This is a genomic window from Mycolicibacterium peregrinum (assembly GCF_001665625.1).
GTDB lineage: Bacteria > Actinomycetota > Actinomycetes > Mycobacteriales > Mycobacteriaceae > Mycobacterium > Mycobacterium peregrinum_B.
On sequence record NZ_LZSY01000110.1, the window covers coordinates 143,138 to 163,626 of the forward strand.

Here is a 20,489-nt window from a genome sequence, read left to right on the forward strand (position 1 = left end):
AACGTCAAATCAGAGGCTTCGGCGCTGACGGGCGATCTCAGCCAGCACCACACCGGCCGCGACCGACGCGTTCAGCGACTCCGTGGGCCCCGCCATCGGGATCGACACCACCGCATCGCAGTTCTCGCGGACCAGCCGGGACAGACCCTTGCCCTCCGAGCCGACCACCACGACCATCGGCCCGGTGCCCTCGAGTTCGTCCAGCGTGGTGTCGCCGCCGGCATCGAGACCGACGACCTGAAGACCGGCGTCGGCGTAACTCTTCAGTGTGCGAGTCAGATTCGTCGCCCGCGCCACCGGAGTACGGGCCGCGGCCCCGGCACTGGTGCGCCACGCCACCGCGGTCACCGAAGCCGACCGCCGCTGCGGGATCACCACGCCTTGTCCACCGAACGCCGCCACCGAACGCACGATGGCGCCCAGGTTGCGGGGATCGGAAATGTTGTCCAGGGCCACCATCAGCGCGGGCTCCCCGGAGTCCCGGGCCGCCTTCAGCAGATCGTCGGGGTGGGCGTAGTTGTACGGCGGCACCTGCAGGGCCAGGCCCTGGTGCAGTCCGTTGGAGCTCATCCGGTCCAGATCGTGGCGCTGCACCTCGAGGATCGAGATACCGCGGTCCGCGGCGATCTGCACCGATTCGGTGAGACGCTCGTCGGCCTCGGTGCCCAACGCCACGTACAGCGCGGTGGCCGGGACCTTCGCCCGCAGGCACTCCACCACCGGGTTGCGGCCGAGCACCAACTCGGTGTCGTCGGTCTTCTTGTGCCGCCCCTGTGCCTGACGCGCCGCCTTGGCGGCCTTCTTGGCAGCCGGATGGTGCGGGCGCTGATCGGCCCGCGGCGTGGCGCCACGGCCTTCGAGCCCGCGGCGACGCACGCCGCCGGACCCGACGGTCGGCCCCTTCTTGGTGCCCGGCTTGCGCACTGCGCCGCGCCGCTGCGAATTCCCGGCCATCTACGCTCCGTTCCCGTCCACCAGTGCCCACTGTGGACCATCGGCGGTGTCGGTGACCTCGATACCTGCCGCCTTGAGTCGATCCCGGATGGCATCGGCCGCGGCCCAGTCCCGATTGGCCCGGGCCTCGGCCCGACCGGCCAGCGCCCACTGCACCAGCTCGTCCACCGCAGCCAGCGCCGCCGACGTCTCGTCGCGGGATTCCCAACGCTCGTCGAGCGGATCGCAGCCGAGGATCCCCATCATCGCGCGGATCGAGGTGGCCTGCGCCATCGCGCCGTCGTGATCACCGGCATCCAGCGCGCGGTTGCCCTCGGCCCGCGCCGCATGCACCTCGGCCAGTGCGATCGGCACCGCGAGGTCGTCGTTCAGTGCGGCCGCGAACTTGGGCGTCCAGTCGCCGACGGCCACCGCGCCGACCCGGTTGCGCACCCGGTGCAGGAAGTCCTCGATGCCGCTGTAGGCCTTCACCGCGTCCTGCAGCGCGTTCTCGGAGAACTCCAGCATGGACCGATAATGGGCGCTACCCAGGTAGTAGCGCAGCTCGGCAGCCCGAACCCGTTGCAGCACAGCAGGAATCGAAAGCACGTTGCCCAGCGACTTGCTCATCTTCTCGCCGCCCATGGTGACCCAGCCGTTGTGCAGCCAGTACCGGGCGAAGCCGTCACCCGCGGCCCGAGCCTGGGCGATCTCGTTCTCGTGGTGCGGGAAGATCAGGTCCATGCCGCCGGCATGGATGTCGAATTCCTCGCCCAGGTAGGCCTCGCACATCGCGACGCACTCGGTGTGCCAGCCGGGACGTCCCCGGCCCCAGGGCGTCGGCCACGACGGCTCGCCCGGCTTGGCGCCCTTCCACAGCGTGAAGTCGCGCTGATCGCGTTTGCCCGTGGCCACACCCTCACCCTGGTGCACATCGTCGATCCGGTGACCGGACAGCGCACCGTAGTCGGACTGGCTCTGGACGTCGAAGTACACGTCGCCGCCCTGGGCGTACGCGTGCCCCTTCTCGATCAGCCGGTCGATGAGCTCGACCATCTGGGTGATGTGGCCGGTGGCCCGCGGCTCAGCCGACGGCGGAAGCACACCCAGCGCGTCATACGCGGCGCTGAACGCCCGCTCGTAGGTCGCGGCCCACTCCCACCACGGCCGGCCGGCATCGGCCGCCTTGTTGAGGATCTTGTCGTCGATGTCGGTGACGTTGCGGATGAACGCAACGTCGTATCCATTGGCGGTCAGCCAGCGGCGCAGCACATCGAACGCAACTCCGCTACGGACATGACCGATGTGCGGTAAGCCCTGAACGGTGGCACCGCACAGGTAGATCGAAGCGTGCCCCGGCCGCAGCGGTACGAAATCCCGTACGGCACCCGCCATGGTGTCGTACAGCCGCAGGCCGGTCTCTGTTGCCGACCCGACAGCTTGAGCGCGATCGGTCACGACGTGCCAGCTTACCGGCCTATTCCGCCGGAACCACCAAAGCGCTGGCTATCGCGGCCAAACCTTCACCCCGACCGGTCAGACCGAGCCCGTCGGTCGTGGTCGCCGAGACCGACACCGGAGCCCCGATCAGACCGGAGAGCAGCTCCTGGGCCTCCTCACGGCGCGGCCCGATCTTGGGCCGGTTGCCGATGACCTGCACCGTGGCGTTGCCGACCGTGAAGCCCGCTTCCTGCACCAGCCCGCGCACGTGGCGCAGCATGGCGGCGCCGGTGACTCCGCGCCATTCCGGCCGGTCGGTTCCGAAGACCCCTCCGAGGTCGCCGAGGCCCGCCGCACTGAGCAGCGCGTCACACAATGCGTGCGCGGCGACGTCACCGTCGGAATGGCCGGCGCAGCCGTCCGCGCCTTCGAACTCCAGGCACAGCAGCCAGCACGGCCGGCCCGGCTCGATCGGATGGACGTCGGTACCCAGCCCGACTCTGGGGATCAGCACGTGCCACGCGCCATGACAGCCTCGGCGAGCAGCAGATCCAGCGGAGTCGTGATCTTGAAGGCCATCGGATCGCCCTCGACAATCTGCACGGGTGTACCGATCTGCTCGACGAGCGAGGCGTCATCGGTGACCACACCGGCACCGGCACGTTGATAGGCCCGGCGCAACACATCGGCGCGGAAGCCCTGCGGGGTCTGCACGGCCCGCAGACCGGCCCGCTCGGGCGTACCCAGCACCGTGCCGTTGGCGTCGACGGCCTTGATGGTGTCGGCCAACGGAAGACCGGGAACGACGGCGGCGTGGCCGTCGGCCAGTGCCGCGACGATCCGGGCGACGAGCGAAGGGGGAGTCAACGCCCGGGCGGCGTCGTGCACGAGGACGAAATCCGGTTCGCCTGCGGCTGCTACCGCATCTAAGGCCAGTCCCACCGATTCGGTGCGATCGGCTCCCCCGGCCACGATGTGCGCACGTCCCCCGAAAACCAAGGTGGCCTCATCCGTGAGCGCGGGCGGAACCGCGACCACGACCTTGTCGATCACCCCTGAGGCCAACAGCCCATCGAGGGCGTGCTCCAACAGGGGTCTGTCCCCCAGTTTGACGAACGCTTTGGGTCTGCCCGCGCCTAGCCGCTCACCTGAGCCGGCGGCCGGGACGACCGCGACAGTTGTTGCCACCACGCGTCAGGACGCGGCGGCCAGAACCTCGTCGAGGATGGTCTCCGCCTTGGCGTCATCGGTGTTCTCGGCCAGCGCGAGCTCACCGACCAGAATCTGCCGGGCCTTGGCCAGCATTCGCTTCTCACCCGCGGAAAGACCGCGTTCCTGATCGCGACGCCACAGATCCCGGACAACCTCGGCAACCTTGTTCACGTCACCGGAGGCCAGCTTCTCGAGATTGGCCTTGTAGCGGCGCGACCAGTTGGTCGGCTCTTCGGTGTGCGGAGCCCGCAACACCTGGAAAACCTTGTCGAGACCTTCCTGGCCCACGACGTCGCGGACACCGACATACTCAGCGTTGTCTGCGGGTACTCGAACGGTCAGATCCCCTTGGGAAACCTTCAGGACGAGATATTCCTTCTGCTCGCCTTTGATAGTCCGGGTTTCGATCGCCTCGATCAACGCAGCACCGTGGTGTGGATAGACGACGGTGTCTCCGACCTTAAAAATCATCTGATTCGAGCCCCTTTCGCTAGTCCATCCTAACACGGGCCCAGATCACACGCGCACCAACTATGCAGGTCAGGGGCCATGCAGGTGAAGAACAGGGGTTGACATGGTGACGAAAGCGTGCAACCACCTGGCCTGCCGAGGGGCCGAAACGGCTGCCCCCGCAAAGGCGTTGCGCGCCCGGGACGGCCGTGGCCGGACCCCGTTCCGGAGCGTCTGCCAAGCCCTCGCATTCCGCCCGCCGACGCCACCTACTACTGTGCATAGTCGAAGTACGCCGACCCAGCTCAGGAGGCTTGAGTGAACCGCTTCGCAATGCGTGCCTCGGCCGGTCTGGCCGCATGTGGCCTGACCGCAGCCGTTCTCACCGGGTGCAGCGCCGGCCAGGTCTCCCAGACGGCCACCCAGGAGCCCGCCGTCAACGGCGTCAACGCACAGTCCGGCGCGATCGCGCTGCGCAACGTGCACCTGCGCGCGCCGCAGCAGAAGGACTACGTCGAGGCCGGCTCGGAGGCCGAGCTGCTGTTCGTCGCAGCCAACGGATCCGACGAGCAGGCCAACAAGCTCGTCTCGATCAAGTCCCCCGTCGGCGACGTGGCACTGACCGGGGATCAGACCATCCCGGCAGGCGGCGTCCTGGTGGTGGGCGAGCCCGACGGCCAGACCAAGCCGCTGGAGAAGACCGAGGCCGCCGACGCCGTCACCGCCAAGGTCACGCTGACCAAGCCGGTCACCAACGGCCTGCTCTACGACTTCACCTTCAAGTTCGAGAACGGCGAGACCACTGTCGCCGTGCCGATCTCGGCGGGCGAAGCACCGCGGCGCAACACGGCCGGCGAAGAGCCGAGCGAAGCCGCCGCCGGCGGCGCCGAAGCCGGCGGGCATCACTGACCTGACACACCGCTGACCGCGGGCCCCCGACCGGCGCGTGCCTAACCGCTGATGTCGGGGGTTGCCGATACTGTCACGGCGTGGCCGCTTCGAAAATACGTTCGCAATACCGCTGCTCGGAATGTCAGCACGCCACCCCCAAATGGGTGGGGCGCTGCGCCAATTGCGGCACGTGGGGAACGGTCGACGAAGTAGCGACACTCGCGTCGGTGGGCAGCTCTGTCCGCCGTTCGGTGGCACCGACGTCGCCCGCGGTTCCGATCACGTCGATCGACCCCGGTATCACCCGGCATTACGCGACCGGGGTCACCGAACTGGACCGGGTTCTCGGCGGCGGCCTGGTGGCCGGTTCGGTCACGTTGCTGGCCGGGGAACCCGGTGTCGGCAAGTCCACACTCCTCCTCGAGGTGGCCAACCGCTGGGCCCACACCGGCCGCCGCGCCCTCTACCTGTCCGGCGAGGAATCCGCGGGCCAGATCCGGCTGCGCGCCGAACGCACCGGCTGCACCCACGACAACGTCTATCTGGCAGGCGAATCCGACCTCCAGATCGCGCTCGGGCACATCGATGAGGTCAAGCCCAGCCTGGTGATCGTCGATTCGGTGCAGACCATGTCCACCACCGAAGCCGACGGCGTGACCGGTGGGGTGACCCAGGTGCGAGCGGTGACCACAGCGCTGACCGGCTACGCCAAAACCGCGGTCGGAGACCCGGCGGTGGCCATGATCCTGGTCGGGCACGTGACCAAGGACGGCGCCATCGCAGGCCCGCGTTCCCTTGAGCATCTGGTCGACGTGGTACTGCATTTCGAAGGTGATCACACGTCGAACCTGCGCATGGTTCGTGGGGTCAAGAACCGGTTCGGCGCTGCCGACGAGGTCGGCTGTTTTCAGATGCACGACAACGGAATCGAGGGTGTCAGCGATCCGTCCGGGCTGTTCCTCGACCAACGCCCGGCGGCAGTTCCCGGCACCGCCGTCACCGTCACCCTGGACGGCAAGCGCCCGATGATCGGTGAGGTGCAGGCGCTGGCCGTACAACCGGTGGGCCCGCCGCGGCGCGCGGTCAGCGGTATCGACTCCGCCCGCGCCGCGATGATCAGCGCGGTGCTCCAGACCCGCTGCGCGCTGCCGATCGGCGGCCACGACCTGTACGTGTCCACCGTCGGCGGCATGCGACTGACCGATCCGTCCTCGGACCTGGCCGTGGCATTGGCCATCACCTCGGCCTATCTCGACATCGCACTGCCGATGAATGCGGTGGTGATCGGCGAGGTCGGACTCGTCGGCGATCTGCGCCGGGTCACCGGCATGGACCGCAGACTGGCCGAGGCCGCCCGGCTGGGTTTCACGATTGCCGTCGTCCCGCCCGGGGTCACCAGCGCACCCGCTGGACTGCGCGTCATCACCGTCGACCACATCGGGGCAGCCCTACGGGCACTCAGGGAGATCGCAATTGCCAGCAATCAGGAACATCGCGGACAATAGCGGCCGACCCTAGGAGAATTGATGGCCGTGAACTCCGGTGCTCGCACCAGCCGCACCGTCGTGCATCTGGCGCGGCCGACGCTACGGGAAACCCTCGGCCGGCTGGCGCCCGGAACGCCGCTGCGCGACGGGCTGGAACGCATCCTGCGCGGCAAGACGGGCGCGCTGATCGTGCTCGGCTACGACGACAGCGTGGAGGCCATCTGCGACGGCGGGTTCGCCCTGGACGTGCGCTACGCACCTACCCGCCTGCGCGAGTTGTCCAAGATGGACGGCGCGGTGGTGCTGTCCAGCGACGGGGGCCGCATCGTGCGGGCCAATGTGCAGCTGGTGCCGGACCCGTCGATCCCCACCGACGAATCCGGAACCCGGCACCGCTCGGCGGAGCGCACCGCGATCCAGACCGGATATCCGGTGATCTCGGTGAGCCATTCGATGAGCATCGTGACGGTGTATGTCGCCGGCGAGCGCCATGTGGTGCCCGACTCCGCGACGATCCTGTCGCGGGCCAACCAGACCATCAACACACTGGAGCGCTACAAGGGTCGGCTCGACGAGGTCAGCAAGCAGCTGTCCACCGCCGAGATCGAGGACTTCGTGACACTGCGTGACGTCATGACCGTGGTGCAGCGGCTGGAGATGGTGCGCCGGATCAGCCTGGAGATCGACGCCGACGTCGTCGAACTCGGCACCGACGGGCGCCAGCTCAAACTGCAGCTCGACGAACTCGTCGGCGACAACGAGGCCGCACGCGAGCTGATCGTGCGGGACTACCACGCTCTGCCGGACCCGCCGACGGCCGCGCAAGTGGGCGCGACCCTGGATGAGCTGGACGCGCTGACCGACAGTGAGCTGCTCGACTTCACTACGCTGGCAAGGGTTTTCGGGTACCCGTCGACCTCTGAGGCACAGGACTCGGCGATGAGCTCGCGCGGCTACCGCGCGATGGCCGGCATCCCGCGACTGCAGTTCGCGCACGTCGATCTGCTCGTCCGCTCGTTCGGCTCACTGCAAGGACTGCTGGCCGCCAGTGCCGACGACCTTCAGTCGGTGGACGGCATCGGGTCGATGTGGGCGCGGCACATCCGCGAGGGTCTGTCGCTGCTGGCCGAGTCGACCATCGCCGACCGGCTGGCCTGAGTCAGTTACCCGGTGCGGCCGGGTCAGCCGGCGGTACGCCCTCGGCGGGCGGCCCGGGCTGCTGCGGATTGGGTTGGGCCAGGATGAACGGCACCGGAGCCGATCTGAGATTGCCCAGCTGCACCATCAGGTTGTAGGTGCCCGGTCCGATCGGCTGACGCGGCATCGGGCACTGCGGCGCCGATCCCATACCCGTCCAGGTGACCTCGGTGGTCACCTGCTCGCCCGGGTTGAACGTCTTCACCAGCGTCTCGTTGGACGGAGCGCAGTCCAGGTTGGACCAGAGCCGGTTGTTGTCCAGCGCGTACACGTAGGCGGCCAGCACCGCGGCACCCACGTCACGCTTGCAGGCCACCAGGCCGATGTTGGTGACGACCATGGTGAACTTCGGCTGCTCGCCCACGACGTACTGGGGCTGGCTCGTGATGCCCTTGACCGCCAGTGTGGAATCCGGGCAGTCGTCGCCCTCCTTGAGCAAGGGTGGCGGCGTGACGGCGGCCGTCGGTGTGACGGTCGGCGGCGGCGCGTGCTGAGCCGGAGGCACCACCGGGGTCTTGACCTCGGGATTCTCGCCCGGCAGCGGCGTGGGCGGAGCAGCGGCGGCAGTGGGTTCGTCGGCCGACTTGGTCTCGGCTCCGGAGCTGCTGGTCACGATCACCGCGACGATCGCGGCGATGATCCCCACGACGACTACCGCGATTCCGATGGCCAGCGCCCGGCGCCGCCAGTAAATCTGCGAGGGCAGTGGCCCATGAGGTTCGAGATCCAACACGGCTTTCACGGTAAGCCCAGGTCATACCCAGTTGCCCGAGGCGCCCCGGCGTGTCGGGGCGCCAGCGAAATTCTCAGGCTTCGCCGATGTTGCCCAGATGGCTGCGCAGTTCCACGTGTCCGTCGGACAGGTGATACGTCGCGCCGACAATGGCCTGGGTGCCCGCGGCGAGACCGTTGGAGATCGCGGCCGACCGCATCTGCAGCTGGTTGACCGTCTCCTTGACGTGGAAGGCCTCGAACTCGTCGACGCGGGTCAGACCGGAGTGGCGGCCCATCAGGATCGACGGGGTCACGCGCTCGACGATGTCGCGCACGTAACCGCCGGGCACCTGTCCCTCGTCGAGGGCGTTGATGGCAGCCTTCACCGCGCCGCAGCTGTCGTGCCCCAGGACCACGATCAGCGGCACGTTCAGGATCGACACCGCGTATTCGATCGAACCCAGCACCGCGTTGTCCAGCACGTGGCCCGCGGTACGCACCACGAACATGTCGCCCAGGCCCTGGTCGAACAGCAGCTCAGCGGCGACGCGGCTGTCACCACAGCCGAACACGACGGCGGTCGGCTTCTGCCCATGCGCAAGCTTGGCGCGGCGCGCGATGTCCTGGCTGGGATGCTGCGGTTCGCCGGCGACGAAGCGGGCGTTACCGTCCTTGAGTGCTTTCCATGCGGACACGGGGTTCGAGTTGGGCATATCAGTCATTCTGCATGAGCCGCCGATGAGCATCGACCCGGGCGAATTAGTAGGTTGGTATGAATCCGCCCAGCGCGACCTTCCCTGGCGCAGGCCGGGTGTCACCGCCTGGCAGATCTTGGTCAGTGAATTCATGCTGCAGCAGACGCCGGTGTCGCGGGTAGAGCCCATCTGGCTGGCCTGGATCGAACGGTGGCCCACGCCGTCGGCCACCGCGGCCGCCGGGTCGGCCGAGGTGCTGCGCGCCTGGGGCAAGCTGGGTTATCCGCGGCGGGCCAAGCGTCTGCACGAGTGTGCGGTGGTGATCGCGGGCGAATACGACGACGAGGTACCCAGCGACGTCGAGACGCTGCTGACCCTGCCCGGCGTCGGCGCCTATACGGCCCGTGCCGTCGCCTGCTTCGCGTATTCGGCCGGCGTCCCGGTGGTCGACACCAATGTGCGCCGGGTGGTCACCCGGGTGCTCCACGGTCAGGCGGACGCACCCGCTCGAGCCCGCGACCTGGACGACGTGGCCGCACTGCTGCCGCCCGACGAGACAGCGCCGGTCTTCTCGGCCGCCCTGATGGAATTGGGCGCGGTGGTGTGCACCGCACGCGCGCCGCAGTGCGGCGGCTGTCCGTTGAGCCGATGTCGTTGGCGCGCTGCGGGTTACCCGGCCGGAACAGTCACCAAGCGCGTGCAGCGTTACGCCGGGACCGACCGCCAGGTGCGCGGCAAGCTGCTGGATGTCTTGCGCGCCAGCAGTTCTCCGGTGACCCGGGCTCAACTCGACGTGGCCTGGCTCTCCGACACCGCCCAACGAGACCGCGCACTGGACTCATTGCTGGTGGACGGCCTGGTGGAGCAGACCGACGACGGACTCTTCGCTCTCGCCGGCGAAGGTGGAAATACATGAGGTCAGCATGAATACCTGCCGCAGCACACCATTGGGGCTTCGCTTCACATAGAACGGATCTATGTCAAGCAAAATCTCAGCGATGTTTGCGTGTACGGCGATGGGCCTGGGCCTCGCCCTCGGCCTGGCGGCACCGGCCACCGCCGCACCGTCGGGGACGGGTTCAGCTTCCGACACCGTGCGCGATCTGGAGAGCCGGGGCTATCACGTGCAGGTGAACTCCAACGCCAACACGGGCCTGTCGAACTGCCGGGTCACCGGGGTGCACGGACTGGCCGACTCCAACATCGACGACAACGGGTACCGGATCGACCCGTCCCAGCACACGACCGTCTACGTCAACGTGTCGTGCCAGCCCGACGGCTGATACCTCACGCCGTGACGGCGTCTTCGTCTGCACTGCAGGAGAATTGGCGCCGATAGTCGGACGGTGTCACACCGATCACCCGACGGAAGTGATGCCGCAGCAACGTCGCGGTGCCGAACCCGGCCTGCCCGGCGATCCTGTCGATATCCAGATCGGACTCTTCGAGCAACCGCCGCGCGTACAGCACCCGCTGATCGGTGATCCACTGCATCGGCGTGGTGCCGGTCTCCTCGACGAACCGGCGGGCGAAGGTACGGGTGGACATCGCGGACCGTCTGGCCAGCGTCGTCACGGTATGCGGCTTGTCCAGATTACCCATGATCCAATCCAGGTGCGGTGCAAAGCTTTCCGAACACCTCACCGGAATCGGCTGATCGATGAACTGGCGCTGCCCGCCATCGCGCTGCGGCGGGACGACCATGCGCCGGGCGATCTTGTTGGTCACCTCACTACCGAGCTCGCGGCGAACAAGATGCAGACAGGCATCGATACCCGCTGCGGTACCCGCGCTGGTGATCAGATTGCCGTCGTCGACGAACAGCACGTTGCGATCCACCCGCGCGGTCGGATATCTACGCGCCAGCTCATCGGCGTGCATCCAATGCGTGGTGCACGGCCTGCCGTCCAGCAGGCCCGCGGCGCCGGCCAGGAAAGCACCCGAGCACACGGTCAGGATGATCGATCCCGCGTCGGCGGCGGCACGCACGGCCTCCAGCGCCTCGGGCAGGTAATCCGAGCCGCCGATCGCGGGGATCGCGACCAGGTCCGCACCCTGAAGTGCATCCAGGCCGTATTCGGGTGTCAGGGTGGCGCCGACGGATGTCCGTAGCGGCTTGCCCGCCTCGGGCCCGCACACCTTGAAGTCGAAGTTCGGCACGCCGTCGGCGGACCGATCGATCCCGAAGACCTCGCAGATGACCCCGAACTCGAATACCGCCAGGCCGTCGAGCACCAGCGTGGAGACGCTTCTCAGCATGGCAGCATTTTATCGTAAGGTGTCAGCGCTGCCACTGTTGGCGGTATATATTCCTCACAACAATTACTGCCATGACTGTTGCACTTGCCCTGATCATCCTGATCTCACCCTTCGCGGTCGCCGCCGCGGTGAGCTGGGCGGCACGGCGCAGCAATGTCCTGCGTTTCCGCCTGGATCTGTTCGACCTCAACCAGCCCGACTACGAGACCTACCGCGCGGGCCACGACCTCGATGCGATCCGCAGCCGCTTCGAGCACCAGCCGTCGTGGCCGAGCGCTGGGGCCCTAGGCGAGCGTCGTTAGGAAGCCGGTCACGGCGTCTCGGTACACCTCGGGTGCATCGTCATGGATCAGATGACCCGCGCCGGGAACGTACAGATACCTTGCGTCCTGGCCAGTTTCGGCCATCTGACGCATCTGCCCCGGCGGCGCCACCGAATTCTCCGCCTCCATCAGCAACGTCGGCACCCTCACCTCCCGCCACTGCTGCCAGTAGTCCCGCGTTCCCCACTGGGCGGCGATGTCCAGCCACCACTGCGGGTACCCGTGCAGCCGCCAGCCGGTGGCCGTCCGGTCGAAAGCCTCGAGAAAGTACTGCCCTGCGACGGGTCCGAACTCGTCGTAAACCTCCTGCGCCGAGGCGAACTCGACCGGGAGCGCGTGCACCCACGGCTCCCACGGCCCGGTGGTGCGGCCACGGAAATCGGGGGCCATGTCCTCGACCACCACTGCCTTGACCAGTTCCGGCCGGGCCGCGGCCAGACACCACGAATGCAACGCGCCCATGGAGTGCCCCACCAACATCACCGGCCGCCCCAGACCCGCCACGGCATCACCGAGATCCGCGACGAAACGCTCGGTGCTGATCGGATGAGGATCGACCACATCGCGCCCGCGGTGCCACGGAGCGTCGTACGTGTAGACCTCACCCAACCCGGTCAACCACGGCAATTGTCGCGACCAGGTGCTGCCGCGGCCCATCAACCCGTGTACCAGCACGATGGGCTCGCCGCACCCTCCTCGGTGGGTGAGTAGATCTGTGACCATCCCGTTATCTTGCCGGGCAGCCACGGTAGCCTGAACACCATGCCCGTCGTGAAGATCAACGCCATCGAGGTCCCGCCCAACGCCGGCCCCGAACTGGAGAAGCGCTTCGCCAACCGCGCACACTCCGTCGACAACCAGCCCGGATTCCTGGGCTTCCAACTGCTGCGTCCGGTCAAGGGCGAAGACCGCTACTTCGTGGTGACGCAGTGGGAGACCGAGGAAGCCTTCCAGGCATGGGCCACGGGCCGCGCCGCCGAGGCACACAAGGGCGAGCACGCCAACCCGGTCGCGACCGGCGCGTCACTGCTGGAGTTCGAGGTTGTGCTGGACGTTGCAGGGCCCGCTGCCCAGGCGTAGCCGCGGCCGGACGCTGCGCCGCACGGTTGGCCTGACGGCCATCACGGCGGTCGCCGCGGCCCTGGCTTGTGGCTGTTCGCCCAACGTCGCGCCTGCGGCAGAAGTGTCCTACGGCGCGCACATCGACACCATCACGCCGCCTGGCCTGCGGGCCAAGCAGACCATGGACATGCTCAACTCCGACTGGCCGATCGGCCCCATCGGCGTGCGCACGCTGGCCGCCCCCGAAAAGGTCGATCTGGTGGGCACCAAGATGGACTCGATCTGGTGGGATCGACCGTTCAAGGTCACCTCGGTGGACATCGGTGCCACACAGGCGACGTTGCATGTGCTGACGTCCTACAACGTGGCCCAGGACATCGCACTGCGGACCAACGACGCCGGCCTGGTCGACCGCTTCGACGTCACGCTGGTGCCGCCGAAGATCGAACAGTGGTCCGACATCGACACCGAGCTGACCAAGTCCGGCGCGCGTTACTCCTACCGGGTGTCCAAAGTGAACAACGGGAAGTGCGAGCAGGTCGCCGGCACCAACACCGACATGTCACTACCCCTGGCCTCGATCTTCAAACTGTATGTACTGCTTGCGGTTTCGGACGCAGTCAAGGCCGGCACGCTGAGTTGGGACGATCACCTCACGATCACCAAGGAAGGCAAGAAGCTCGGCTCAGCCGGGCTGGACAAACTTCCCCCCGGCGCTCAGATCACGGTGCGGACGGCCGCCCAACAGATGATCTCGGCCAGCGACAACATGGCCACCGATCTGCTGATCGGCCGGATGGGCCCGGCCGCGGTGGAACGCGCCCTGGTGACCGCGGGACACCACGATCCGGCCAGCATGACCCCGTTCCCGACCATGCACGAGGTGTTCTCGGTCGGTTGGGGCGAACCGAATCTCCGCGACCAGTGGAAGACCGCCTCTCCCGCCGATCGGGTCGCGCTGCTCCAGCAGACCAATGCCCGTCCCTACGAACCGGATCCGTACCGCACCCACACTCCCGCATCCAACGACGGGCTGGAGTGGTTCGCCAGTGCGGCCGACATCTGCCGGGTACATGCTGCGCTGCAGGCCTCGGCCTACGGTGCAGCCGCGCCGGTGAAGGACATCCTCTCCGCCCTACCCGGAATCGATCCGGATCCCGACAAGTGGAAGTACATCGGCGCCAAGGGCGGCAACCTGCCCGGCGATCTGACGTTCAGCTGGTACGCAGTCGACTACACCGGGCAGCCGTGGGTGTTCAGTTTTCAGCTGAACTGGCCGAAGTTCCGTAGCCCGACGGCAGCGGGCTGGTTGTTGCAGATTGCCAAGCGGGCATTCGCCATGGCGCCCGTGGGCTAGCTCGGTACGATCCGCTGCATGCCGCTGCAGACGGGGTCGAATTTCGCCGGGTTCACAGTGGTGCAGCCGCTGGGCTCGGGCGGGATGGGCGAGGTTTATCTGGTCGAGCATCCGCGCCTGCCTCGCCACGAGGCCCTGAAGATTCTCCCGGCCAGCGCCTCCCAAGATCCCGGCTACCGCGACCGGTTCACCCGAGAAGCCGAACTGGCTTCGAGCTTGTGGCATCCCAACATCGTTGCCCTGCACGACCGCGGCGAGGCCGACGGCCAACTGTGGATCTCGATGGATTACGTTCGCGGCCAGGATGCCGCGAATCTGGCGCGGGCGCATCCCGGGGGTCTGCCGCTGGTCCAGGTGACGGCGATCGCCACCGCCGTCGCCTCAGCCTTGGACTACGCGCACGGCCACGGGATGTTGCACCGCGACGTCAAGCCCGCCAACATTCTGCTCGGTGAGAGCGACCACGCCGATCAACGCATCCTGCTCGCCGATTTCGGCATTGCCCGCCGCACCGGGGACATCAGCGGACTGACCGCAACCAACACCACGGTGGGCACCGTGGCCTACGCCGCCCCCGAGCAGTTGCTGGGCGCGCAGCTCGACGGCCGGACCGACCAGTATGCCCTGGCGGCCACGGTGTTTCACCTCTTGGCGGGCGCACCGCCGTTCGTCGACACCAATCCTGCGGTGGTGATCGGCAAACACCTCAGCGCGGCACCGCCTCCCTTGTCCCAGTTCCGGCCGGAGCTGGCCCGACTGGACCCCGTTTTCGCGCGGGCGTTGGCCAAGTCCCCCGCCGACCGCTATCCGAAGTGCTCAGATTTTGCGCAGGCACTCACCGGTGCCGCATTCGCTGCGCCGCAGTCGATCCATCATCAGATGACGATGCCTGCGGCGGTCGCGTCGCAGGCTGCGGCACCGACACACTTCGCCGTCCCCACCGGAATCCCACCAGGGTTCGGCGCCCCGGCGGCATCACCGCGCGGGACTGCTGCAGCGGTGGCGGTCATGCTGGTGCTTCTCGTGTTGCTCGCCGGCGCGGGCGGATTCACCGCCTGGCAATGGTCGCGTCCCACACCTCAGGCTGCTGCCTCGACGCAGTGGAAGCCGTATGCCGACTTCGCCCAGGGGTTCACCGAACGGATGATGTCCATCAGTCCGCAGACAAGTGAGGCCGACGTCGGCTGGATCCTGGACAACGCGACCGGAAAGTTCCACGACCAGTTCGCGAAAACGCGTGACACTTTCGTCGAGACGTTGAAAGCCACCGGCGTGACGACGACTGCGAGCACCAAGTCGGTGGCACTCAAGTCCATCGACTACCACGACGAAAACGCCGTTGTTCTCATCGCGGCGACGGCGCAGCCCAAGAACGACTCCGGGGGCGACCAGGCTCCCCGAAATTGGCGGCTGATCGTCACCGTCGAGAAAGTCGACGGTGCCTTCAAGGCCTCGAATGTCGAGTTCGCATCGTGACCGGCCGCCAGACTGCCCTGTGGATCATCAACGCCGCGTTGGCCGTTGGTATCGCGGCGCTCGCCGCGCTCGGCGGTATCCAGCTGATCGTGAAGAGTCGCCCGGCACCGGTTGCGCTCGCGGATCAGGCCGATCTACGACAGGCCGTCACCGACGCCGCGGCGACCAGCACCACGAAGATCCTGTCCTACTCCTCCGACACCGTCGAGCAGGACGTGGCCGCGGCTCTCGCCGTCACCACCGGCGACTTCGCCGACTACTACAAGAACTTCACCGAAACGTCCGTCATCCCCGCCGCGCAGCAGAAGCACGTCAACACCACGGCAACCGTTGTGCAGTCCGGCGTCATCTCCATCGACAACCCCGACACGGCAGCAGCTTTGGTGTTCGTCAATCAAGTCACCACCAGCGCGGACAACCCGGACCCCTCCACCAGTCAGAGCGCGGTGCGGGTGGGCATGAAGAAGGTCGACGGACAATGGCGCATCGACAGTTTCGACCCCCAGTGACCTGACCGGCAACCGGATTACTGCGCAGCCCGGTCATCCGGTGTTGCGCAGCGTCCAGGCCTGGCCGCGGAAATTCATGACGGTGCGGCTCATCGGCGCGATGTCGATGCGCCAGAACGATTTCGGTGGTGCATCCAATGCAACCAGGATGGCCGCGCGGATCACCGCGGGGTGGGTGACGGCCACCAGCCGTCCCCGCGCCGAGGCCAGGCTGTCCATCCAGCCGTGCACCCGTTGGACGAGACCGACCACCGACTCGCCGCCGTGTGGTGCCCGAGTCGGGTCGGTCAGCCAGACCGCCAGGTCCGCAGGCTGGACACCGCTCAGAACGGTCCCGCGCCAACTCCCGAAGTCCAGATCGGCCAACTGGGGTTCGACCGCCGCCGGCAGACCGAGGAGTTCCGCGGTCTGCCGTGCCCGTTTCTCCGGCGCGCAGTAGGCCGCGTCGACGACGCCGAGGTCGACGGTCGCATCGGCCTGCCGATGGCCCAACTGGTTCAGCGGTTCGTCGTTGGGGAATCGTCCGGCCGCCATGGCGTCGGTCATCGCATGCGACACCAACGACAGCCGGACGACCTCACTCATCGAGAATCACCGAAAGTCACGCGCTGACGGACTGCTTCTTCTCGTCCAGCACCTTCGCTGCCAGGGCACCGAACACCAGTCCGATCGTCACCCAGATCACCACCTGGGTGCCCAGCGAATACAGCCGGAACTCGTAGAGGTCATCGGCGGGGAACGTCGACGGCGTCTCATGGATGCCCGGCAGGATCAGGAACACCACGGCCATCGACACCACGTAGTCGGCGACGCCGACCAGGCTGGCATTCCACACCCCCAGCTTCGGCGTGAGCCGACGCGTCAGCAGGATCGAGCCCACGAACAGCGCCGCCGAGAGCACGACCAACAGCACGTACAGGAGGGTCCGCTGCTTGATCGTCTCGTCGAGGCTCACCGCCGGCGGGTTGGGCGGGTACTTGAGCGCGGGGACGATCCACAGCGAGACCAGCATGCCGCCGGCGGTCAGCGCCGCCACTGCCCGCGCCGAGAGGTTGATCCGGCCATACACGACGCAGAACACGACGGCCAGCAGCGCGCCCATCGCGACGCTGAAGATCAGAACACCAAGACCCATCCCGATGTTCGACTGCACGCCGCGGGTGAACACCTCGGCGCCTTCGCCGCCGTGAGAATGCCCGCCCGCACCGTGTGCGTGTTCGGCGGCCTCATGTGCCGCGCCGACACCGTTCTCGAAGTCGATGGCTCGGCCGATGACCGGTTCGATCAGCAGCTTGGCCCAGAGGAAGGCGAGCACGCCTGCTAGGGCGCCGGCCAGGATGCCGCGCCCGATGAGTTGTCTTTCCATTTGTCCGGTATCTCCGCTGCGTCAGTGGCAGGGGAAACCGAGCAGGTGGCGGGCATCGTGCACGAACTCGTGCACGTAGGTGTTGTTGCCGAACACGGACGTCGCACCCTGATCCATGCCGACGAAGTAGAGGGCCAGCAGGGCGACGAACGCCGACAGGGTCAGCCAGAGCACCGCCTTGGTCGCCGACAGGTCGATCGGCCGGGCATGGACCTTGCGTGCGTCAGTGGAAGTCATCTACGTGCCTTTCCGGGAATTCGCGTCCCAGTCCGTGTCATGACAGGTCAGGGTCTGACTTTTACAGTGGCGCGGCCGTCTTGGATTCTCACCAAGTTCCTTTGCCTGTCGATTACAGCAGCATCCTAACTACCGCGCAGGAGTTCTCCCTACGGCAGGTATGAAATCGGCATGAAAAATGCCCCCGCCAATTGCGGCGGGGGCATTCTTCGTCTTGGACCTTATTCCGCAGTCGCTGCGGCCTTGGCCAGATCCGGACCGTCGGAGCCGGCTGCCTTGGGCGCACCGGAGAACGTGAACTTCGCGTCCTCCCCGGCACCTTCGCCGTCCCAGCCCTCGACATCGACCGTCACCAACTGGCCGGGGCCGAGCTCCTCGAACAGGATCTTCTCGGAGAGCTGGTCCTCGATCTCGCGCTGGATGGTGCGCCGCAGCGGGCGGGCACCGAGCACCGGATCGAAACCGCGCTTGGCCAACAGGGCCTTGGCCTTGTCGGTCAGCTCCATGGCCATGTCCTTGGCCTTGAGCTGGTTTCCGACCCGGCCGATCATCAGGTCGACCATCTGGATGATCTCGTCCTGCGTCAGCTGGTGGAACACGATGATGTCATCGATGCGGTTGAGGAACTCAGGCCGGAAGTGCTTCTTGAGCTCGTCGTTGACCTTCTGCTTCATCCGCTCGTAGTTGTTCTCCCCGCCGCCTTGGGAGAAGCCCAGCCCGACAGCCTTGCTGATGTCGGAGGTTCCCAGGTTGGAGGTGAAGATCAGCACCGTGTTCTTGAAGTCGACCGTGCGGCCCTGACCGTCGGTGAGACGGCCGTCTTCCAGAACCTGCAACAGGCTGTTGTAGATCTCCTGGTGGGCCTTCTCGATCTCGTCGAACAGCACGACCGAGAACGGCTTACGGCGCACCTTCTCGGTGAGCTGGCCGCCCTCTTCGTAGCCGACGTAGCCCGGAGGGGCACCGAACAGCCGCGATGCGGTGAAGCGGTCGTGGAACTCGCCCATGTCGATCTGGATGAGCGCGTCGTCGTCGCCGAACAGGAAGTTGGCCAGCGCCTTGGACAGCTCGGTCTTACCGACACCGGACGGGCCGGCGAAGATGAACGAACCGGACGGGCGCTTCGGGTCCTTCAGACCGGCGCGGGTACGACGGATCGCCTTGGAGACAGCCTTGACGGCGTCCTCCTGGCCGATGATCCGCTTGTGCAGCTCGTCCTCCATGCGCAGCAGGCGCGTGGTCTCGGCCTCGGTCAGCTTGAACACGGGGATGCCGGTCCAGTTGCCGAGCACCTCGGCGATCTGCTCGTCATCGACCTCGGCGACAACGTCCAGATCGCCTGAACGCCACTGCTTCTCGCGCTCACCGCGCTGAGCGACCAGGGTCTTCTCCCGATCGCGCAGGCTCGCGGCCTTCTCGAAGTCCTGCGCGTCGATCGCGGACTCCTTCTCCCGGCGGGCGTCGGCGATCTTCTCGTCGAACTCGCGCAGGTCTGGCGGAGCGGTCATCCGGCGGATACGCATCCGGGCGCCGGCCTCGTCGATCAGGTCGATCGCCTTGTCCGGCAGGAACCGGTCGTTGATGTAGCGGTCGGCCAGGGTGGCCGCGGCCACCAGCGCACCGTCGGTGATCGAGACGCGGTGGTGCGCCTCGTAGCGGTCACGCAGACCCTTGAGGATCTCGATGGTGTGCTCGACCGTCGGCTCACCCACCTGGACCGGCTGGAATCGGCGCTCCAGGGCGGCGTCCTTCTCGATGTACTTGCGGTACTCGTCGAGGGTGGTGGCACCGATGGTCTGCAGCTCGCCACGGGCCAGCTTCGGCTTCAGGATCGAGGCCGCGTCGATGGCGCCCTCGGCGGCACCCGCACCGACGAGCGTGTGCAGCTCGTCGATGAACAGGATGATGTCGCCGCGGGTGTTGATCTCCTTGAGCACCTTCTTCAGGCGCTCTTCGAAGTCACCGCGGTAGCGGCTGCCGGCCACCAGCGACCCCAGGTCGAGGGTGTAGAGCTGCTTGTCCTTGAGCGTCTCGGGGACCTCGCCGTGCACGATGGCCTGTGCCAGGCCCTCGACCACGGCGGTCTTGCCGACGCCGGGCTCGCCGATCAGCACCGGGTTGTTCTTGGTGCGGCGGCTCAGCACCTGCATGACCCGCTCGATTTCCTTCTCACGGCCGATGACCGGATCGAGCTTGCCCTCCATCGCGGCGGCGGTGAGGTTGCGGCCGAACTGGTCGAGGACCAGAGAGGTCGACGGGTTGCCCGACTCGCCACCACGGCCACCGGTACCGGCCTCGGAGGCTTCCTTGCCCTGGTAGCCGCTCAGCAGCTGGATGACCTGCTGGCGCACGCGCGTCAGCTCGGCGCCGAGCTTGACCAGCACCTGCGCGGCGACGCCCTCGCCCTCACGGATCAGGCCGAGCAGAATGTGCTCGGTACCGATGTAGTTGTGGCCGAGCTGCAGCGCCTCACGCAGGGACAGCTCGAGCACCTTCTTGGCGCGCGGCGTGAAGGGGATGTGACCGGACGGTGCCTGCTGCCCCTGGCCGATGATCTCCTCGACCTGGCTGCGCACGCCTTCCAGCGAGATGCCCAACGACTCCAGCGACTTGGCGGCTACGCCCTCGCCCTCGTGAATAAGACCCAACAGGATGTGCTCGGTCCCGATGTAGTTGTGGTTGAGCATCCGGGCTTCTTCTTGCGCCAGGACGACGACCCTGCGGGCACGGTCGGTAAATCTCTCAAACATCGGTGGTTACCTGCTCTCCATCGCGTAGCGATACCCGCGTACGGCTTCGTTATATCGGTTTTCTCGTAGCCCGCACGTAGTACCTACCGTCCACTCTAATGGGCGGCCGTCCCGGGTGCGGAGGTTGGACC

The 20,489-nt window shown here is 67.0% G+C and carries 23 protein-coding genes; 10 read left to right on the forward strand and 13 right to left on the reverse strand.

The genetic code is table 11. From position 1 onward, the window contains the following. Positions 1-9: 9 nt before the first annotated feature. The 5 genes from rlmB to carD are packed head-to-tail and all read right to left on the reverse strand — an operon-like array spanning position 10 to position 4,056. Positions 10-954: a 23S rRNA (guanosine(2251)-2'-O)-methyltransferase RlmB gene (rlmB, locus tag A5779_RS17195; protein WP_064883901.1), complete on the reverse strand. Its 945-nt coding sequence runs from the start codon at positions 952-954 to the stop codon at positions 10-12. After that, positions 955-2,391 (reverse strand): cysteine--tRNA ligase, encoded by a 1,437-nt coding sequence (gene cysS, locus A5779_RS17200; RefSeq protein WP_110777409.1) that lies wholly within the window; start codon positions 2,389-2,391, stop codon positions 955-957. A 19-nt stretch (positions 2,392-2,410) separates the two neighbouring features. After that, positions 2,411-2,887 carry a 2-C-methyl-D-erythritol 2,4-cyclodiphosphate synthase gene (gene ispF, locus A5779_RS17205; RefSeq protein ID WP_064883903.1) on the reverse strand — a complete coding sequence of 159 codons (477 nt, stop codon included), beginning with the start codon at positions 2,885-2,887 and terminating at the stop codon, positions 2,411-2,413. Beyond that, a complete protein-coding gene (gene ispD, locus A5779_RS17210) occupies positions 2,881-3,564 on the reverse strand; it encodes a 2-C-methyl-D-erythritol 4-phosphate cytidylyltransferase (protein ID WP_236734798.1) in 684 nt (227 codons plus the stop codon). Before ispD ends, ispF begins: the two co-directional genes overlap by 7 nt. A gap of 3 nt (positions 3,565-3,567) precedes the next feature. Continuing rightward, a complete protein-coding gene (gene carD / locus A5779_RS17215; protein WP_003882506.1) occupies positions 3,568-4,056 on the reverse strand; it encodes an RNA polymerase-binding transcription factor CarD in 489 nt (162 codons plus the stop codon). A 297-nt stretch (positions 4,057-4,353) separates the two neighbouring features. Between carD and A5779_RS17220 the strand changes: the two genes are divergently transcribed. From A5779_RS17220 to disA, 3 genes are all read left to right on the forward strand, one after another. Beyond that, positions 4,354-4,944: a copper chaperone PCu(A)C domain-containing protein gene (locus A5779_RS17220; RefSeq protein ID WP_064883905.1), complete on the forward strand. Its 591-nt coding sequence runs from the start codon at positions 4,354-4,356 to the stop codon at positions 4,942-4,944. Between the two features lie 80 nt (positions 4,945-5,024). Beyond that, a complete protein-coding gene (gene radA / locus A5779_RS17225) occupies positions 5,025-6,431 on the forward strand; it encodes a DNA repair protein RadA (RefSeq protein WP_064883907.1) in 1,407 nt (468 codons plus the stop codon). 21 nt (positions 6,432-6,452) lie between these two features. Further along, entirely contained in the window at positions 6,453-7,571 is a 1,119-nt protein-coding gene (gene disA / locus A5779_RS17230; RefSeq protein WP_064883909.1) for a DNA integrity scanning diadenylate cyclase DisA, read from the forward strand. Position 7,572: 1 nt separating this feature from the next. Here the strand turns inward: disA and A5779_RS17235 are convergent, their stop codons facing one another. Continuing rightward, the gene (locus tag A5779_RS17235) at positions 7,573-8,343 is read right to left on the reverse strand and encodes a hypothetical protein (RefSeq protein WP_174554231.1); all 771 of its coding nucleotides are present in this window, start codon (positions 8,341-8,343) and stop codon (positions 7,573-7,575) included. A gap of 73 nt (positions 8,344-8,416) precedes the next feature. Beyond that, complete coding sequence (locus A5779_RS17240; RefSeq protein ID WP_064883913.1) at positions 8,417-9,037, reverse strand: carbonic anhydrase; 621 nt, start codon at positions 9,035-9,037, stop codon at positions 8,417-8,419. A 25-nt stretch (positions 9,038-9,062) separates the two neighbouring features. Between A5779_RS17240 and A5779_RS17245 the strand changes: the two genes are divergently transcribed. Together A5779_RS17245 and A5779_RS17250 are read left to right on the forward strand one after the other, a co-directional pair. Further along, on the forward strand, positions 9,063-9,935 hold the full coding sequence (locus A5779_RS17245; RefSeq protein ID WP_110777411.1) for an HhH-GPD family protein: 873 nt from the start codon (positions 9,063-9,065) through the stop codon (positions 9,933-9,935). A gap of 82 nt (positions 9,936-10,017) precedes the next feature. Next, the gene (locus tag A5779_RS17250) at positions 10,018-10,302 is read left to right on the forward strand and encodes a hypothetical protein (RefSeq protein ID WP_064883915.1); all 285 of its coding nucleotides are present in this window, start codon (positions 10,018-10,020) and stop codon (positions 10,300-10,302) included. 4 nt (positions 10,303-10,306) lie between these two features. Here A5779_RS17250 and A5779_RS17255 read toward each other — a convergent pair whose 3' ends face one another. Further along, complete coding sequence (locus A5779_RS17255) at positions 10,307-11,278, reverse strand: helix-turn-helix domain-containing protein (protein ID WP_064883917.1); 972 nt, start codon at positions 11,276-11,278, stop codon at positions 10,307-10,309. Between the two features lie 71 nt (positions 11,279-11,349). On the opposite strand from A5779_RS17255, the gene A5779_RS17260 reads away from it, so the two are divergent. Continuing rightward, positions 11,350-11,580, forward strand: coding sequence for a hypothetical protein (locus A5779_RS17260; RefSeq protein WP_064883919.1), 231 nt, complete (start codon positions 11,350-11,352; stop codon positions 11,578-11,580). Here the strand turns inward: A5779_RS17260 and A5779_RS17265 are convergent. Then, complete coding sequence (locus A5779_RS17265) at positions 11,563-12,324, reverse strand: alpha/beta fold hydrolase (protein ID WP_064884067.1); 762 nt, start codon at positions 12,322-12,324, stop codon at positions 11,563-11,565. The genes A5779_RS17260 and A5779_RS17265 overlap by 18 nt on opposite strands. Positions 12,325-12,363: 39 nt before the next feature. On the opposite strand from A5779_RS17265, the gene A5779_RS17270 reads away from it, so the two are divergent. From A5779_RS17270 to A5779_RS17285, 4 genes are read left to right on the forward strand one after another with little or no spacing between them, the layout of a single operon-like run. Then, positions 12,364-12,681, forward strand: a complete 318-nt coding sequence (locus A5779_RS17270) for an antibiotic biosynthesis monooxygenase family protein (RefSeq protein ID WP_064883921.1) — start codon at positions 12,364-12,366, stop codon at positions 12,679-12,681. Next, entirely contained in the window at positions 12,656-14,020 is a 1,365-nt protein-coding gene (locus tag A5779_RS17275) for a serine hydrolase (RefSeq protein ID WP_207549087.1), read from the forward strand. Before A5779_RS17270 ends, A5779_RS17275 begins: the two co-directional genes overlap by 26 nt. Before the next feature lie 18 nt (positions 14,021-14,038). Beyond that, positions 14,039-15,496 (forward strand): serine/threonine-protein kinase, encoded by a 1,458-nt coding sequence (locus tag A5779_RS17280; RefSeq protein ID WP_064883923.1) that lies wholly within the window; start codon positions 14,039-14,041, stop codon positions 15,494-15,496. After that, complete coding sequence (locus A5779_RS17285) at positions 15,493-16,005, forward strand: hypothetical protein (RefSeq protein WP_064883925.1); 513 nt, start codon at positions 15,493-15,495, stop codon at positions 16,003-16,005. The genes A5779_RS17280 and A5779_RS17285 overlap by 4 nt, the downstream gene beginning before the upstream one ends. 33 nt (positions 16,006-16,038) lie before the next feature. On the opposite strand, the gene A5779_RS17290 is transcribed toward A5779_RS17285, so the two are convergent. From A5779_RS17290 to clpC1, 4 genes are all read right to left on the reverse strand, one after another. Next, positions 16,039-16,590: a histidine phosphatase family protein gene (locus A5779_RS17290; RefSeq protein WP_064883927.1), complete on the reverse strand. Its 552-nt coding sequence runs from the start codon at positions 16,588-16,590 to the stop codon at positions 16,039-16,041. Positions 16,591-16,606: 16 nt separating this feature from the next. Further along, the gene (locus A5779_RS17295) at positions 16,607-17,371 is read right to left on the reverse strand and encodes a CbtA family protein (RefSeq protein WP_064883929.1); all 765 of its coding nucleotides are present in this window, start codon (positions 17,369-17,371) and stop codon (positions 16,607-16,609) included. 21 nt (positions 17,372-17,392) lie between these two features. Then, complete coding sequence (locus A5779_RS17300; protein ID WP_064883931.1) at positions 17,393-17,608, reverse strand: CbtB domain-containing protein; 216 nt, start codon at positions 17,606-17,608, stop codon at positions 17,393-17,395. Positions 17,609-17,829: 221 nt separating this feature from the next. After that, positions 17,830-20,358, reverse strand: coding sequence for an ATP-dependent protease ATP-binding subunit ClpC (clpC1, locus tag A5779_RS17305; RefSeq protein WP_064883933.1), 2,529 nt, complete (start codon positions 20,356-20,358; stop codon positions 17,830-17,832). Between the last annotated feature and the right edge of the window lie 131 nt (positions 20,359-20,489).